Annotated in this window: 16 protein-coding genes and 1 tRNA gene; 14 read left to right on the forward strand and 3 right to left on the reverse strand. The window is 61.7% G+C overall.

All coding sequences use genetic code 11. The features are described 5' to 3' along the window. Positions 1 to 91 precede the first annotated feature (91 nt). The 13 genes from C443_RS08930 (at position 92) to C443_RS08990 (ending at position 12230) form a co-directional block, all read left to right on the forward strand. Entirely contained in the window at positions 92 to 637 is a 546-nt protein-coding gene (locus C443_RS08930) for a DUF4040 domain-containing protein (RefSeq protein ID WP_005535731.1), read from the forward strand. Then, on the forward strand, positions 634 to 1107 hold the full coding sequence (locus C443_RS08935) for a Na(+)/H(+) antiporter subunit B (protein ID WP_005535732.1): 474 nt from the start codon (positions 634 to 636) through the stop codon (positions 1105 to 1107). The genes C443_RS08930 and C443_RS08935 overlap by 4 nt, the downstream gene beginning before the upstream one ends. Beyond that, the gene (locus C443_RS08940) at positions 1107 to 1463 is read left to right on the forward strand and encodes a cation:proton antiporter subunit C (RefSeq protein ID WP_004963545.1); all 357 of its coding nucleotides are present in this window, start codon (positions 1107 to 1109) and stop codon (positions 1461 to 1463) included. The genes C443_RS08935 and C443_RS08940 overlap by 1 nt, the downstream gene beginning before the upstream one ends. After that, a complete protein-coding gene (locus tag C443_RS08945; protein WP_005535733.1) occupies positions 1456 to 2949 on the forward strand; it encodes a monovalent cation/H+ antiporter subunit D family protein in 1494 nt (497 codons plus the stop codon). The genes C443_RS08940 and C443_RS08945 overlap by 8 nt, the downstream gene beginning before the upstream one ends. Further along, positions 2946 to 4631, forward strand: a complete 1686-nt coding sequence (locus C443_RS08950; protein ID WP_005535734.1) for a cation:proton antiporter — start codon at positions 2946 to 2948, stop codon at positions 4629 to 4631. The genes C443_RS08945 and C443_RS08950 overlap by 4 nt, the downstream gene beginning before the upstream one ends. Continuing rightward, complete coding sequence (locus C443_RS08955; RefSeq protein WP_005535735.1) at positions 4631 to 6412, forward strand: Na(+)/H(+) antiporter subunit D; 1782 nt, start codon at positions 4631 to 4633, stop codon at positions 6410 to 6412. Before C443_RS08950 ends, C443_RS08955 begins: the two co-directional genes overlap by 1 nt. Before the next feature lie 194 nt (positions 6413 to 6606). Beyond that, positions 6607 to 7074 (forward strand): type IV pilin, encoded by a 468-nt coding sequence (locus C443_RS08960; protein ID WP_005535736.1) that lies wholly within the window; start codon positions 6607 to 6609, stop codon positions 7072 to 7074. Between the two features lie 113 nt (positions 7075 to 7187). Continuing rightward, positions 7188 to 7766: a DUF7344 domain-containing protein gene (locus C443_RS08965; RefSeq protein ID WP_005535737.1), complete on the forward strand. Its 579-nt coding sequence runs from the start codon at positions 7188 to 7190 to the stop codon at positions 7764 to 7766. Positions 7767 to 8031: 265 nt separating this feature from the next. Next, entirely contained in the window at positions 8032 to 8508 is a 477-nt protein-coding gene (locus C443_RS08970; RefSeq protein WP_005535738.1) for a type IV pilin, read from the forward strand. Between the two features lie 154 nt (positions 8509 to 8662). Further along, positions 8663 to 9151: a hypothetical protein gene (locus C443_RS08975; protein WP_005535740.1), complete on the forward strand. Its 489-nt coding sequence runs from the start codon at positions 8663 to 8665 to the stop codon at positions 9149 to 9151. Beyond that, on the forward strand, positions 9148 to 11052 hold the full coding sequence (locus tag C443_RS08980) for a hypothetical protein (RefSeq protein WP_005535741.1): 1905 nt from the start codon (positions 9148 to 9150) through the stop codon (positions 11050 to 11052). Before C443_RS08975 ends, C443_RS08980 begins: the two co-directional genes overlap by 4 nt. A 44-nt stretch (positions 11053 to 11096) precedes the next feature. After that, on the forward strand, positions 11097 to 11666 hold the full coding sequence (gene hpt / locus C443_RS08985; RefSeq protein ID WP_004518711.1) for a hypoxanthine/guanine phosphoribosyltransferase: 570 nt from the start codon (positions 11097 to 11099) through the stop codon (positions 11664 to 11666). Between the two features lie 93 nt (positions 11667 to 11759). Next, positions 11760 to 12230: a hypothetical protein gene (locus C443_RS08990; protein ID WP_049943981.1), complete on the forward strand. Its 471-nt coding sequence runs from the start codon at positions 11760 to 11762 to the stop codon at positions 12228 to 12230. A 293-nt stretch (positions 12231 to 12523) separates the two neighbouring features. Here C443_RS08990 and C443_RS08995 read toward each other — a convergent pair. The 3 genes from C443_RS08995 to C443_RS09005 all read right to left on the reverse strand — a co-directional run bounded on the left by C443_RS08995 (position 12524) and on the right by C443_RS09005 (position 13922). Continuing rightward, a tRNA-Met gene (locus C443_RS08995) sits at positions 12524 to 12598 on the reverse strand. A gap of 74 nt (positions 12599 to 12672) precedes the next feature. Beyond that, positions 12673 to 13155, reverse strand: coding sequence for a GtrA family protein (locus C443_RS09000; RefSeq protein ID WP_049943982.1), 483 nt, complete (start codon positions 13153 to 13155; stop codon positions 12673 to 12675). Next, positions 13155 to 13922, reverse strand: coding sequence for a glycosyltransferase (locus C443_RS09005; RefSeq protein ID WP_049943983.1), 768 nt, complete (start codon positions 13920 to 13922; stop codon positions 13155 to 13157). Before C443_RS09005 ends, C443_RS09000 begins: the two co-directional genes overlap by 1 nt. A 117-nt stretch (positions 13923 to 14039) precedes the next feature. On the opposite strand from C443_RS09005, the gene C443_RS09010 reads away from it, so the two are divergent. Then, a complete protein-coding gene (locus tag C443_RS09010) occupies positions 14040 to 16358 on the forward strand; it encodes a DUF2298 domain-containing protein (protein WP_005535752.1) in 2319 nt (772 codons plus the stop codon). The last annotated feature ends 6 nt before the right edge of the window (positions 16359 to 16364 follow it).

A 16364-nucleotide genomic window follows, 5' to 3' on the forward strand; every position in this document is an offset into this window, starting at 1 on the left:
GCCTTGCCAGCCCGCTCAGAGATGTGTATAAGAGACAGGCACAGGACCAGGGTATCGAGCCGTGGACTGCCGGCGATGAGGAGGGCGAGTCATGACGCTCTCGCTCATCGAGGGACTGTTGCTGGTGTTCGTGCTGGGCTGTGCTATCGGCGCGGCCGTACTCCGTGACGTGCTGGCGTCGCTCATGGCGTTTGCCGCCTACAGCCTCGGCATCTCCATCATCTGGGTGATGCTCGAAGCCCCTGACGTGGGGCTGACCGAGGCGGCTGTCGGGGCCGGCATCATGACGATCCTGTTCATCCTGGCGCTGGCAAACACCGTTCGCCCACAGGAGAACGGCCTGTTCGAGTCGCTCAGCGTTCGGACCGTCGTGCTGGTCGGTGCGTTCGTCGTCGTCATGGTTGCGACCGTTCCGTCGCTGCCCGCGATTGGGGCGGATGGCGCGGCAAACCCTGTCGTCAGCGGCGAAGTAACGCAGCACTACATCGACAATGCATACGCGGACACGGAGGTCAAGAATGCGGTGACGGCCGTGCTCGCAGCCTACCGTGGGTTCGACACGCTGGGTGAGGCGGTCGTGGTGTTCTCGGCCGGGGTCGCAGCACTGACCGTCCTCAGGCAGGAGGTGTTCGCATGAGTAGCGACGAGCGAACCGGACTCTACGTCGAGAGCACCATCATCATGACGACGGTCCGCGTCGTCGCGCCGTTCGTGCTCACCTTTGCCCTGTTCGTGATGTTCCACGGGGCGAACTCCCCCGGCGGGGGATTCCAGGGCGGGGTCATCGCCGGCTCAGTCGTGATGATGCTCGCCTTCGCCTACGGTATTGACGCGGCCCGGGAGTGGCTGGACGTCCGTGTCGTCGCCGCACTCGCTTCCGGTGGTGTGCTCACGTTCGCAGCCATCGGTCTGGGAACGATAGTTCTGGGGGGGAACTTCCTCGAATACCACCTGTACGAGCAGTTCATCTCCCATGTGGTCGCCTACGCCATCGAGCTCGTCGAACTGGCCATTGGTGGCATCGTCGCGAGCGTTGCCATCGGCCTCTTCTTCCTGCTTGCGGCCGGGTTCGGCCACGCCGTCGACGCACCGGAGGATGAGAGCTAATGTTTGAACTGCTGAACTCACACTACAACTACTTCGCGGTGATGCTGCTGCTGGGTATCGGCCTGTATATGCTCATCGAGTCCCGGAACCTCGTGAAGAAAGTCATCGGGATGAACATTTTCCAGACGGGCATCTTCCTGTTTTTCATCACGCTCGCGTTCCGGACTGGCGGGAACCCGCCGATCATCAAGGAGGGCGGGGGCCCCTACGTCAGCCCGCTGCCACACGTCCTCATCCTGACCGCTATCGTCGTCGGGGTGAGCCTGACCGCCGTGGCGCTGGCGCTTATTATCCGCATCTACACCGAGTACGGCACGCTGGACGAAGACAAACTCAAACAGCTCTACTATGATTGAACAGATCCCTGTGTTGTTGGTGGTCCTGCCGATCGTCGGCGGCGCGATACCGCTGGTCGCCAGTCTCGTCAGCGACCGTGCCGGGTGGCCCGTCGCGACACTGACGCTCGTCGGCCAGACCGGACTGGCCGGACTGCTCGCGTGGACCGTCAGCACGAGCGGGACCGTTTCCTACGCGGTCGGTGGTTTCGCCGCCCCGTACGGCATCGAACTCGTCGTCGACGGGCTCTCGGGGGCCGTCGCGCTGCTCGTCGCCGTCATCTCTCTCGGCGTGCTCGCGTACGCCCGGAAGGCCGGCCCGCACTCAGGCCCCTTCTACGGCCTGTACCTGCTGTTGGTCGCCGGTCTGACCGGCATGACAGTCACCGGCGACGTGTTCAACCTCTACGTGTTCCTCGAAATCACGGGGCTCGCGGCATACGGCCTCGTGGCCAGTGGTCGGGACGCCAGCGCTGCCGTCGCGGCACTGAAATACCTCATCATCGGGACCGTCGGAGCCTCGTTGTATCTGCTCGGCGTGGGCTACCTGCTCGCGGCGACAGGGACGCTCAACATGGCCGACCTGGCGACTAAAATCGGGGAGATGGCGGCCTACGACTCGACGCTCGTCCTGACCGCGTTCGGGCTGATGGTCGGCGGGCTGACGGTGAAAGTCGCTCTGTTCCCCTTGCACACCTGGCAGCCCGACGCCTACGCGAACGCCCCGGATACGGTGAGCGCGTTCATTTCTGCGCTCGTCTCGACGGTCTCGGCGTACGCGCTTGCTCGGCTGCTGTTTTCCGTGTTCACGGTGGAGTTCCTGACCGCTGTGCCTGTCGCGCGCTGGGCGCTGGTCGGTCTGGCGTGCGTGAGTATCGTCGCGGGAAGTGCGCTCGCCGTCTCGCAAGACAGTGTCCAGCGGATGCTCGCGTACTCCTCGGTGTCACAGTTCGGCCTCGTCGTCGCCGGATTCGCTATCGCAACCCCGCTGGCCGTCGTCGGCGCGACCGTCCACCTGCTCGGCCACGCAGTGATGAAAGGCGGGCTGTTCGCCGCAACGGGGGTCATCGAGCGCAAGACGGGCGCGACGACGGTGAACGGCTACGCCGGGATGGGGAGCCGCGTCCCGGTTTCGGCGTTTGCCTTCGCCGTACTCTCGCTGGCGATGGTCGGCGTTCCGCCGGCTGTCGGCTTCGTCGGCAAGTGGTACATCGTGCTTGGCGCGGTCAACGCCGAGAACTGGGCTGTCGTGGCCGTGTTGCTCGCGAGTACGCTGCTGACGCTCGCGTACTTCGCCCGCCTCGTCGAGCGGCTCTACTTCGCCGAGGCGACCATCCACTCGAAGCCTGACGAAGCTCCCGTAACAGACGGGAGCGGACAGGCGGTCTCGTTCGGGATGATCGCCGTCGTCGTCATCGCAGCCGCGCTCGCGGTCGCGCTGACCGCAGCCGTACCGGAGTTACAAGCAATGCTTGAGGACACGCTCCCACCCCTTCTAAACCAATGACTGAGTCGCTACGCCCAATCCTGGCAATCCTCGTCTCCACAGTGGCCATCCCCGTGATTCTCTCGCTCAAGCGCCGCCCGAACGTGCGGGAGGGGGTGACCCTGACTGTCGCGTTCGCAAAGTTCGCTATCATCGCGAGCATGGTCCCCGGCGTCCTATCAGGGACACAATACGAATTCGTTCTCGGGCAGTTCGCCACTGGGATCGAACTGGCATTCAACGTCGACCCACTCGGGCTGCTGTTTGGCCTGCTCGCGAGCCTGCTGTGGATCGTCACCAGTTTCTACAGTATCGGCTACATGCGCGGTCTGGACGAACACGCACAGACGCGCTATTTCGCCTCCTTCGCCGCCAGCCTCGCGTCGGCTGTCGGCGTCGCCTTCGCGTCGAACTTGCTGACGCTGTTCGTCTGTTACGAACTGCTGACAGTGTCGACGTATCCGCTCGTTACCCACGACGAGACTGACGAGGCCCGCGCAGCCGGCCGGAAGTACCTCGCGTACACCTTCGGCGGTGGGGTCGCCGTGCTAGGTGGCACAGTTCTGGTGTTCGTCCTCGCTGGGACGACCGCGTTTACCCCCGACGGGATCGAAGCGCTCGCGACGGCCGACCCGACGCTGGCACGAGCGGCGTTCGCCCTGCTTGCTGCCGGCTTCGGCGTCAAGGCCGCGCTGATGCCGATGCACTCCTGGCTTCCGGATGCCATGGTCGCGCCGACGCCGGTATCGGGCCTGCTGCACGCCGTCGCGGTCGTCAAAAGCGGCGTGTTCGGCATCGCAAGAGTTGTCCTCGACGTATACGGCCCTGTGACGATGAAGGAACTCGGCGTCGCCCTCCCGCTGGCCGCGATTGCGGCCTTCACCCTGCTGACCGCGAGTATCATTGCGCTCAGACAGGACAATCTCAAGCGGCGGTTGGCGTATTCGACGATAAGCCAACTCTCCTATATCGTGCTCGGGCTGGCACTGCTCAAAGAGAACGCTCTAACCGGCGGTCTGCTCCACATCCCCGCCCACGCGTTCATGAAACTCACCCTGTTCTTCTGTGCCGGCGCGATCCACGTCGAAACTCACACCGACGACATCAGCGACATGGCCGGCATCGGGAAACGGATGCCGCTGACGATGGCCGCCTTCGCCGTCGCCGCGGCCGGGATGGCCGGGATTCCGCTGGTCGCCGGGTTTGTCAGTAAGTGGTATCTCGTTATCGGCGCACTGAACCTCGAAAGCGGCGGGCTCGTATTCGCCGCCGCGTTGCTAGTCTCCGGCGTCCTCAACATTGCGTACTTCTGGCCTATCGTCTACCAGGCGTACTTCGAATCGCCAGAGGGCCACGACGAGAAACCACTCATTGAGGGGCCATTCGGCGGCCGGAGTGAATTGCGTGCTGACGGTGGTGACAGTGACGAGACACACGCCGCCAGCGACGAGGGCGAGGTGCCGGAGCCTGAGCACGTCGACCACCTCGGGAAACACGATGAGGAGCACGAGCACCACGGCGGCCCGCCCGCAGGAGGCTGGGACGACCGCGGCTGGCGCGGCGGCGAAAGCACGTGGTTCATGCTCGGGCCGATACTCACCGCGGCTACGCTGTCGCTCCTGCTAGGGACGGTGCCGTACACGGCCGTCTTCCTGCGTATCGTCGATACCATCGTCAGCAATCTCCCGGGGGTGATGGCCTGATGTCGACGCTAACGATGGTCCCGCCAGTCGTCGTACTGCTCGCGCTGGCAATCGTCGTCTCGCGGCTCCCGCGGCGTGCCGGACACGCGGTCGGTGTGCTCGTACCTGCTCTCGCGGTACCGTGGGCCGTCATGGTGCCCGAAGGCGCACATCTCCAGACCCAGTTCCTCGGGTTCGACGCCGTCCTGCTGAACGTCGACCCGTTCTCGCGACTGATGGGTATCATCTTCGGGCTCATCGCCGCGGTCGCCGTGCTCTATTCCTACGCCAGCGAGGCCGACACGACACAGACCGGATACGCTCTCTCATACGTCGCGACCAGCTTCGGGGCTGTGTTCGCCGGTGACTGGCTGACGCTCATCTTCTTCTGGGAGCTGATGGCCGTTACCAGCACGCTGCTTGTGTGGCACTACGGCGGCAAGGCGGTCCGGGCTGGCTTCCGGTACGCCCTGCTCCACGGACTGGGCGGCACGCTGTTGATGGCCGCCATCCTCCGGCACTACGTCGAGGTGGGAACGTTCCTGTTCTCGTCAGTTCCGGGCGGTCCGGAAACGGCTGGAATCACGCCCGGACTGGCCGCCGCCCTGGCCGCTATCGGAATCGGCGTCAACGTCGGCTTCATCGGCCTGCACGCGTGGCTGCCAGACACTTATCCGCGCCCACACATCGCAGCCAGCGTCTTCCTCTGTGTGTTCACGACCAAGACCGGGGTCTACGGGATGTACCGCGCATTCCCCAACGGTCACGAGGCCATCGCGTACATGGGCGGCGGGATGGCAGTCTTCGGCGCGCTGTTCGCGTTGTTCCAGAACGATATGCGGCGGCTCCTCTCCTATCACATCCAGTCACAGGTCGGGTACATGGTCGCCGGCGTCGGTATCGGGAGCGCCCTCTCACAGGCTGGCGCGTTCGCCCACGTGTTCAACCACATCCTCTACAAGGGCCTGCTGTTCATGACCGCCGGTGTCGTCATCTACCGGACTGGGACGGAGAGTCTGAAGAAACTCGGCGGTCTCTGGCGGGAGATGCCGATCACGGCGGGGGCGTTCTCCGTCGCTGCGCTGTCTATCGCCGGTTTCCCCGGCTTCAACGGGTTCGTCAGCAAGGGGATCATCATCTCCGGGAGCCACTATACCTTCGGCAAGGGGCCGCTCCCGCTGGGTGAGTTCTATACGCTCGAGTGGCTGCTGCTACTGGGCGGTGTCGGCACGTTCATGTCGTTCATCAAGTTCGGCTACTACGCGTTCTTCCACGGCGAGTACGACAGCAGTGTGCCGGACGCGAACCGTCTGCAGAGCGTGGCAATGGTGTCCGTAGCCGCGCTCTGTGTCATCTACGGTGTGTACGACACGGCGCTGTTCGCCATCCTTCCGTTCGACGTTACGAGCGAGGCTGTCGTCCACCACGTCTACAAGACCTACACCATCCCCCACCTCATCGAGGGAGTCGTCCTCGCCGTCCTCGGACTGATCGGCTTCGCGGTAACGAAGAAGCCCCTCTCGAAGCTCGGCCGCGTTCCCGACATCGATTCGGTGTACAACCCCGCTGTCTTCTATGGCTTCCGCGGGCTCGTTGTCGGTGTGACCGAACTGTACGCCGCCGTCGACCGCGCAGTGGTTCAGGCCACGGGCATCGTCACGCGGACGGTGACGTCCCCGAACGACGTGATTGCGCGGCTCCGCGACGACGACACCCTCGTACATCCGATGCGGGCCGGCATCGGACTCAGTATCCTCATCCTCGCGGTCTTCGTTACGGTAGCACTGCTGGCCCTTTCATGATGTTCTAAAAACATCTTCTGTGATAATCGCGGACCAGGTCGGCTAGATCTGGTTTCAAGCACCCCAGAATAGCTGTTAACAAATAGGGTGATTACAGGCTCTGATAATACAGGTGCAGACTTATATATCTCCATAGCCACGATTCGATAAGCACGGCATAACAGGGGGACCTGTTGATGCGTGCGGACACAACAATGGAACTCAAACGATTCTTCAACGACGACGATGCTGTGTCGCCGGTCATCGGGGTCATCCTGATGGTCGCAATCACGGTCATCCTCGCAGCCGTTATCGCAACATTCGTCCTCGGACTGGGCGATCAGGTCAGTAACACGGCTCCGCAGGCTAGCTTTAGCACAGACTATGATAGCACCGCAGGAGCAACTGGACAGGTGGCGGTCACCCATGATGGTGGCGACTCGATTAAGGCGAGCAATCTCTACTTCAGAGGGTCTGATCTTAATCTCGGTGATGGAGATATCGTCGCATCAGATCCAGTGTGGCCGAATTCTGAAGCCACCGGAAGCAACAGTAAGGTTGTCGCTGGCAACTCCGTAGATGTCGGAGTTGACGGGGGCAGCTTTACGTTAAACGTTGTCTTCCAGTCGGCCAATGGTGACACTTCCGCAACGCTCGCGACTGCATCCGGACCAGACGCGTAAAATCGCATACGTCTTGTTTTTTCCGACGGTAAAATCCGTGAGTTTATAACTGATGAACACCCTGATATCTGCTGTATTCCCTGCGATGGGTGGTGGGGATTGGAGAATATAATATGAGTAAGCAGGTAGAACGGTCGGACTCCACTACGGACGATGGCCTCTCAAAAGGCGAGATATTCGACGTTCTGCAGAACGAACGGCGTCGGTACACGCTGCAGTATCTACGGGAACACGACGGGCCAGTACAGCTCGGCGATCTCGCGTCACACGTCGCAGCACAGGAGTATGACTGCCCGAACACTGCAGTCACGAGCGCACAACGGAAGCGCGTCTACACCACGTTACAGCAGTCTCATCTCCCGCGCATGGATGAGACGGGTATCATCGACTACGATGACGAGAACGGGACGATTTCCAAGACTGCACACACAGAGGAACTCACTATCTATCTCGAAATCGTGCCGGGAAGCGAGTTCCCCTGGCGTGAGTACTACCTCTCGCTCGGTGCGGTCAGCCTGGCAATCGTGACCATCCTTTGGGTCGGCGTCTATCCGTTCACGGCGATTCCCCCGCTGGTCTGGGCCACGCTGATCGCGGTTGTACTCAGCGTCTCCGCGGGCTATCATACCTACGCCGGTCGTGAGATGACACTGACCGAGTATGTGGCGCAGGAAGCCGGCTCCGACGACTGAAGTACACAATTTGTTTCACGGCCTTGCGCTGTTTCGTTTGTCTCGTTTACCGTTGAACTATCCAAATACCGCTATATCGAATTCCGGCGGTACAGCCAGCCTTGAAGGCTTTCAAGGCGACATTGAACGTCTAAAACGTGCTGTGAGTATAAGTGGGCACATCCCATGTGGTTGAGTCAGCACACCCCGCGAGCCGGTAAGGAAGTCCTTCGACCTATAGGGGGTTCCTACTCGGGTCACACTCGCGGTGTGCGTCGAACAAACCATGGATATCAAACAACTCATCCACGACGACGATGCAGTGTCGCCGGTCATCGGGGTCATCCTGATGGTCGCAATCACGGTCATTCTGGCCGCAGTAATCGCCTCCTTTGTGCTCGGTCTCGGGGACCAGGCACAACAAGCAACGCCCCAGGCTAGCTTCAGTTTCGAATACAGTGAGTCAGCGAATACACTCGATATTACGCATGACGGTGGAGACTCTATCCAAGCAAATGAACTCCACGTCCGGGGATCAACTACATCCAATTCCGGTGACGGTATCGATGAAACTTGGGCAGCTGTGGCAGGCTCAAGCGTAGCGGGCACAAATGATGTGACTGCTGGCAACAGTATCACAATTGACAGTAGTACCTCAAGTGCTTCAGCTCCGAATGGTGAATACGACATCCGGGTCGTGTACGAGCCAATCGAAGGCGATACCTCTGCAACGCTCGCTCAGGACACTGGACCGGAAGCATAAGCGGAGTTCATTTTTTTTTTTCGTTTTTATGCAGTGAGCGGAAGCGTCATTATGTTGAAATATTTATCTTTTCCGCTATTTTTGTATGTTGCAGAATCAAACATGAGAAGTTGCCACGACACTTTTATTACCAGATATATACTGACTGGTAACAATGGAAAGAACGCGGGCCGTTACCACCAGTGTTATCGCCATCATACTCGGCGTCACACTGCTTTCTGGCCCGCTGTTCCCCGGCGTGACACTGGCAACGGAACCAGAGCCGGTTGCACTCGAAACGGGCAATGTCACAGTGTCCGCAGTCGAACTGTCGGAGGACGTAACGCTTGAGAAGGGGTCCTACGGCGCGGCGAGCTACTACCTCGATACACCGCCGGTCCGCGTACAGTTCGCGAATCGTACCGGGCGGCCGACGCTCGTCTACGAACTTACAATCGAGGAGTTGGGCTACACACGGACGACGAATCACTTTCTAGACGACTCAACCGGAGACGAGTACACGCTAACGCTGGCGTCCGATACGTTCACCGACGAGGAAATAGAGCGCAAGCAGTACAGCGGCACAGTGACGGTGAGCAAGCGCGACGGGTCGGGCCACGGCGTGGTGGCGACGCGCAACGTCACGATATCGGTGGTCGAATGACAGCGACGGAGTTCGTCGGGCGTCTCCGACGTCGGACGCCCGTACTGTCGAACACCCGTGAGACGGTGTACGCGGTGTTGTTTGGCGACCGGCTCGGCCTGACCGTGTTTCTCGCGACAGTCGTGCTGTTCGGGTTGCTGTGGCGGATGGCGTTCGTTCTCAACGATTCCTACACGCTGGCAAATGGGTTGTACAGCCTTTCGAACGGACAGCTGGCCATGACCGAGGCTGCCTACGGTCCCGGGTTAGAGACGCCGGGGGCGAGCAGGTATGGCGGCCAGTGGTACGCGCGCAACTACGGTGTCATTGTCCTCTCGCTGCCGCTCGTGTTCGTGCTTGACCTGCTCACCGCCGTTGTCGAACTCCGCATTGCACTGGTCGCGCTCTGGTCGTTGGCGCTGTTAGCGCTGGTGGTGGAGTGCGGTTACTACACCGACGGCGACTGGGTCCTCTATGGCGGTGCCGTCGCAGTCCTAGGGCTGTTCGGGCTGAATGTGACACTGGCACAGCCACTCGACGCCGGCCGAACCCATCTGTACGCGCTGCAGCTGACGCATCTCCTCATTGCGGCGTTTACCCCGGTGGTTCTCTATCGGCTCCTCAGTCGGGTGCACACACGTCGGCTAGGACTCCTGAGCGCTATTGTGCTCACAGCTGGGACACCGCTGGCTTTCTGGGCGACGGTGCCAAAGCGCCACGCTGTCACCGGGACGGTGGTCGTCTGCGTCGCGTACTGCCTCTATCGGAGCCGCAAGCCAGCAGACGGGGCAGTTGTCACGCACCGGACGACCTTCAGGGCACTCGCCTACGCGCTGGTGGGATTGTACGCGTGGGTACACGCTCCGGAAGCACTCCTGCTCTGTGTCGCCCTGGCACTCGTCGATATCCCGACGGCTCCGAACAACAGCCCACGGACGCTCGCTCGTATCGGCGTCGTCTTCGCCCTCTCCCTGCTGCCGTTCATTATCACTAATCTCGCCATCTCCGGCTCCCCGATTAAACCGCCGAGACTGGTTTCCGGCGGCGGCTCCCTCGGTAGCAATGCTGCGAGCAGTGCCGGGGGTAGTGGCGGTAGTGGCGGTGGTGGCGCGTCCGGAGGAGTGCTCACGTCGCTGGCACCTCTGCTCGGGACCATCAAGAGCGGAATGCAGCCACTGCTGCTGCTTGGCGGCGAACTCGTTGCGGGATTCAAAACACTCCAGCAGCAACCAAATGACGTGTATCACGCGTTCGTGCGGTCGGGAAGCGCGAGCGGTGCGCTCAATAACGCCGGTGAAGAATCCGTCAATCTCTCACTGCTCGAATCCGCGCCGGTTCTCGTCGGCATGGTCGGTGCACTCCCAATCATCCGACGATTACGGTTGCCATCGTCGATGGCTGACCGGACACTCAACGCCGACCGCGTCGTGGACGCGTTCGCCATAACGACTTTCGTCGGCGTTGTCCTGCTGTACAACAGCCGCTTGCCACTGCACGCACAGGTGACTGCCCGGTATCTGTTTCCGCTCTATCCGCTCGGCGTGTATCTGTTCGTGCGGCTCCCGGCGGTACGCAAGAGCCTCACGGATCACTGGCGCCTGTTCCTCTGGACAGTTGCGGGGACAGTGTTGATCGGCGGGCAAGTGACCGTGGTGCTCGTCGCGGTGACAGTAAACGGCATCGGCGAAGCGTTCCAGTTGCACGCGCTGCTCGCGCTTGGGAGCGCTGTTCCACTCGGCATCTGGGCACTGAGTGGGCGCTCCAAAGGCCGAGCCGGGCAGATCGGTACAGTGCTTCTCGGTGCTGCAACGGGCGTGGCGGCTGTGTTTCTGCTGCTGACGACCGTCGAGTACTACGCACTGGGTGATGCACACCTCCTGCCCATGATGCGAGCACTCGGTGAGTTGCTGACGCTCTACTGAGTCGGTGACGGAGAATTTTAGTACGGGCTTGTAGTACCGCCAGCATGGACCGACTCAAGAAGTCCCTACTCGAAGCACCAATTATCGAGAAGGAAGGCTATCACTACTTCGTTCACCCCATCAGCGACGGGGTCCCGATGCTTCGACCGGAACTTCTGCGCGAAATCGTCATCAAGATCATCCGGAAGGCAGAGCTCGACGACGTCGACAAGATCGTCACACCGGCGGCGATGGGGATCCATATTTCCACAGCCGTCTCGCTGATGACCGACATCCCGCTCGTCGTCGTCCGCAAACGCCAGTACGGGCTTGACGGGGAAGTGTCGCTGTCCCAAGTGACCGGCTACTCCGAGAGCGAGATGTACGTCAACGACGTGTACGAGGGCGACCAGGTGCTCGTCCTCGACGACGTGCTCTCGACCGGCGGGACGCTGGCCGGACTCACGGGCGCGCTCGAAGACATCGGCGCGGACATCCGCGACATCGTCTGTGTCATCAAGAAAGCCGACGGGACGAACAAGCTCGACGAAGCGGGGTACGACGCCAAGACGCTGATCAACGTTCAGGTCATCGACGGCGAGGTCACCATCGTCGACGAGCACGGCGACGATTAGAGCGGTTGTTGATACGGTTTCCGTAGCAATTCGAAAGCAGGCCGCCAGCAGTTACCAGTAGACTTACAAGATATTGAATCGACACTAACCGTTGTGTCTCCCTCCATTCGATCCCTTGCAGGGGATTTCGCCGCCGTGTTCAGTTCGCTTGTACTACTTGGGCCGCTGACGCTCGGGTTGCTCGTCGGCGCGAGCAAAATTGTCACCGGACTAACGGGGCTCGCGCTTCCGGACCCGCTCGGAACCGTCGGATTCAGTGTGGCCGCACTGCTGGCGCTCTGGCTGGCACTGGAAGGAGCGATGGTACAGCGATACGGCCTCGAGACGATGGACCGCGGCGGCCCATTTCAGCGTGTTGCCCGGTATCTGTTGGTCGCCGTTACGACCCTCGCCGGACTCATCGTCTCCGTTCGGTTTGTAGCGCTGTCGCTCCCGTGGGCATTCGAGACACAGAACACGCCTGCACAGGTCCTTGGCGTGTTGCTCGTTATTGCACTGGTTGCCACGCTGTACCGGATACTTACAGCGGCCAGAGAAGGGTACCTCCACAGCAATGAGCAATAGCGGTGAACAGGCTGAAAGCAGTCTACAACGCGAGAAATGTCCCAGAAGGTAGATTTGAAGCACGTTCACGTCGCTCTCTTTGATCGCTCGTGACCCCCTTCAAATATACTGGACTACTCCAGTCACTCACGAATTTGTGAGCAACAGAGTATAGCGGGAGGTAGATTTGAACAACGCGAACACCTCACTATCACTCGGTGTTCTCTCGTTCAAATCTTCTCAGCTATAATTGCCGAACTCAGCGTTGTTCGGCGGTGAAACGTCTCACTGGAAGAGTGAGTTCGGCAAAATGATAGCGGGAGGTAGATTTGAACTACCGATCTGCGGGTTATGAGCCCGCCGGAATCTCCTGGCTATCCCATCCCGCTACTATCTCGTAGTTCGGTCCCCTCATTAAGGGTTGTGATTCGAGTGCCGTCCGTGAGTTAGTAACGCGCTATGCTCACTCGTCCGCATGGACCTGCCAGGTAAAGATACTCTCGGCGACGTAGTTGACCAGCATCGCAACGCCAATGGCAAGTGGGCTCGCGGCAATGAACCACAGATCAGTTCCGGCGACGAGAAGCTCAACTGTCAACCACTGCGTGAGCAGCCAGTAGATAGCAAGCTGGACCGCGACGCCGCCGGACCGGACGAGGTGTGATTTCCCGAGTCGCTTGGCGAACGAACGGCGGCCGGTGGCACCCTGACCGGAGAACGTCCAATGTTCGTTGACCAGAAACATCACGAGAATCGCCGTTTCGACGCCGGCGGCTTTGGCCCACATATCGCTGACGCCGAAAGCGAGGCCAAGCACGGCGAGCACCGTGTTGTCGCTGATTGCGCCGACGACGCCGACGGAGACGAACTGGCCGAACCGGACGCCCGACACAAGTGACTCGAACCGGTCGGGAACGATGCGTCGAACCTGCTGTTCGATGTCCATCATCGGTCCTTCTCGATAAGGGCGGTTGGTTCGTCGAGGTGTTCAGCCAGAGCCGTATGAAGGCGATCGTCGCGCAGTTGCTTCGATCGGTGGCGAGCCGTCAGCAGCGCCTCGAGCAGGTCTATCGACGTTCGTATCGGCGACACCGTCGAGCCGGGCTTGTCCTCCCACTCGATGGGGACCTCCTCGATACGTAAGTCCAGTGCCGCAGTGATAGCGATCAGTTCGACGTCCCACGCGAAGCCGGGCTCGTACAGATGGTCACGGATGCGCTCCCAGGCGGCCGCGTCGATGGCTTTCGCACCGCATTGGTAGTCGTACAGTCGCGCGTCGAGCAACTGGCCGGCGAGCCACGCGAAACCGTCGCCGAGGAACCGCCGAGCGAACGTCTGATGGGTTGCGACCGTCGCGTCCGGGTGACGACGAGAACCCACGGCGAGGTCCGTTCGGCCCTCAGTTACCGGGTCCAGTATGCGTTCGAGCGAGCGGACCGGTGTCGACCCATCGGCATCGACAAACGCCAGCACGTCGGTCTCCAGCCGCTCGAACCCAGCGGTGATCGCTGCGCCTTTTCCGCGACGGTAGGGCACGGTGTGGACTTCGATTGGGAGCGAACGGAGCTGTACAGGGACGCCGTCTCGTGGCGCATCGAGCTCGACAACAATTGTCTGCGGGGCAAGGACATCGTCGATGGCGGCGATATAGGTCCCGAGCTGGTCCATGTCGGGACGGTAGGCTGGAAGGACAACCCCGACGGAACGCGACATTGCCGAATAGTGGGACAGGCGGAAGTAAAAACAGTTCGAAGCTACCGGTCCCTAGTCAGTTGATAACCGCGGGAGCAACGAAAAAGCGTATAGGCCAGCGAACCGGTCCCTTCAGTGATGGAATACGGGCTCCTCGCCATCTGGCTCGCCCTCTACCTTCTATTACTGTACGCTGGCGGGACCGTCGCCGGACTATTGTTCCCACGCTTTGCCGACCACGGACTCGCCTTTGGCGTTCCGGTCGCCGTCTCGATACTGTGGCTGGTCACCTATTTCGTCGGTCGCCTCTCGCTGACGCTCGGCATCTGGCTCGGTGTCGCCGTTCTCGCCGTGAGTACACTGGCTGTCTGGCGAAAGGACAGCGAACCGAATCCCCGAACGTATGCGGAGACGGCCGGCGTGTTCACAGTCGCGTTCCTGTTCGTCGTCGGTATCCGGGCACTCGACCCAGCAATTGTCCCAATCGGCGGCGAGAAGTTCCTCGATTTCGGGCTGTTGCAGTCGCTCGTACGGGCTGACAGCCTCCCGCTGGAGGACATGTGGTTCGCCGGCGAGCCGGTCGCGTACTACTACGGTGGGCATCTCATTGCGGCGATTCTCACCAGAATAACGGGCACCGCCGGACAGTTCGCGTACAATCTCGCGCTGGCGGGCTTTTATGCGACGCTGGTCACGGCGGCGTACGGACTGGCGGGCGCTGTCGCGAGCGATCGCGGCCTTCCACGGCGACTGGCCGCCGGCCTCACCGCGTTCTGTGTCGGCATCGCGAGCAATCTCTCGACGCCCGCGAAGTTCCTCGTCTGGCTCCTGCCGGGCGGGCTGAGCCAGAGCGTTGCCGAGCGGGCGGGTTACGAACTGAAGGGGCTTGCAGCGGGGCCGGATTCGTTCAGCTACTGGGACGCGAGCCGTGTCATTGAGGACAGCGCGGCCGATTTCGGCACGTACGAACCCGGAGCTGCGCTGGTCATCGACGAGTTCCCGCTGTTCGCTTGGCTCAACGGGGATATGCACGCCCACATGATGAGCACGGGCTTCCTGTTGCTTGCCGCCGCACTCTGTTTCAGCTACTACCAGACGCCGGCCGCCGAGCGTCGACGGCGGCTCGCACTGCTTTTCGGTGCGCTCCCGGCCGTCGCGGGCATCATGGCCGTAACGAACACGTGGTCCTTCCCGTCGATGGGCGGACTGGCCCTGTTGACGGTTACCGTTGCGCCGGCCGACCCGACGACGCTCCTCCCGGATGATATCGGACAGCGGCTCCGACTGAACGGACCGGGTCAAGAGGGCGTTCGGATTGGGATGGGGCTGGCCGTCGCTGGCAGCGTTCTTGCGCTGGGACTGCTCTGGTCGCTCCCATTCTGGCTTGGCCCGGCGAGCGGCCGCGAGATTGCGGTTCTGCCCGACCGGACCTCGCTACTTGAACTTCTGGCCGTCCACGGCCTGTTCGTCGCCCCGTTCTGGCTGTACCTGTACGCCCAGACCGGGCGTGCTGTCGGGCAGAGTACGGCCCGCATCGTCGGTCTCGTGACCGTCGGAACGGCGGCGCTCGCCGCGACGCTTGACATCGCAGCGGTCGGCTTGCTCGCCCCGCTACTGCTCGGCGCGTGGCTGTTCGCGCGCTCGCCGACACTTGACCGTACCGTCGACGCGGTTCCGGCGCTCGCTGACGGCGGCGACCGGCCCGTCGGCTTCGAAGCCGTGCTGATTCTCGCCGGCGCGGGCCTCGTTTTCGTCGTCGAATTCGTCTTCGTCAGGGAGAACATCGGCCGGATGAACACCGTGTTCAAGACGTATATGCAGGTGTGGGTGCTCTGGGGGGTCGCCGCCGGCCCCGTGCTGGCGTGGCTGCTCACCCGTTGGCGGCCGACCGGCGACCGCGCGCGAGCGTGGGCAACCATCGGCGTCCGCGCGTTCGTCGCCCTGCTGGTCTGTTCGGCGTCGCTGTACGGCGCGTTCGCGCTCTGGAATCACGCCGACGCCGCGGGAGAGCCCACACTAAACGGGCTGGCATACCTCGATGACGACCATCCAGAAGAAGCCGAAGCGATTCGATGGCTCGATGCGACAACGGAGGGCCGGCCAACCATTGTCACGGCCGCCCCCGCTGACTATGAGTGGGACGCCAACGAGGGCAAGGGCGCGAGCGCGCCGTCGAGTCTGACCGGACTGCCGACCGTCGCGGGCTGGACCCACGAGGCCCAGTACCGCAACGACACAGTGTACGACCGCCGCGTCGACGACGTGGAGACGATTTACACCGGCGACGCGACCGAGCAACGCCGCCTCCTCGAAGCATATGACGTGCGCTACGTCTACGTCGGCCCGGCCGAACGAGCCCGCTACGGCGACGTGACTGTCGACCAGCTACAGGGCGTGACCGTAGCGAAACGAGCCGGCGGCGTCACGATCTATCAGGTCCGACCGGAGTACTTCTAAAAAGGA

The sequence above is a fragment of the Haloarcula argentinensis DSM 12282 genome (genome assembly GCA_000336895.1).
Taxonomy (GTDB): domain Archaea; phylum Halobacteriota; class Halobacteria; order Halobacteriales; family Haloarculaceae; genus Haloarcula; species Haloarcula argentinensis.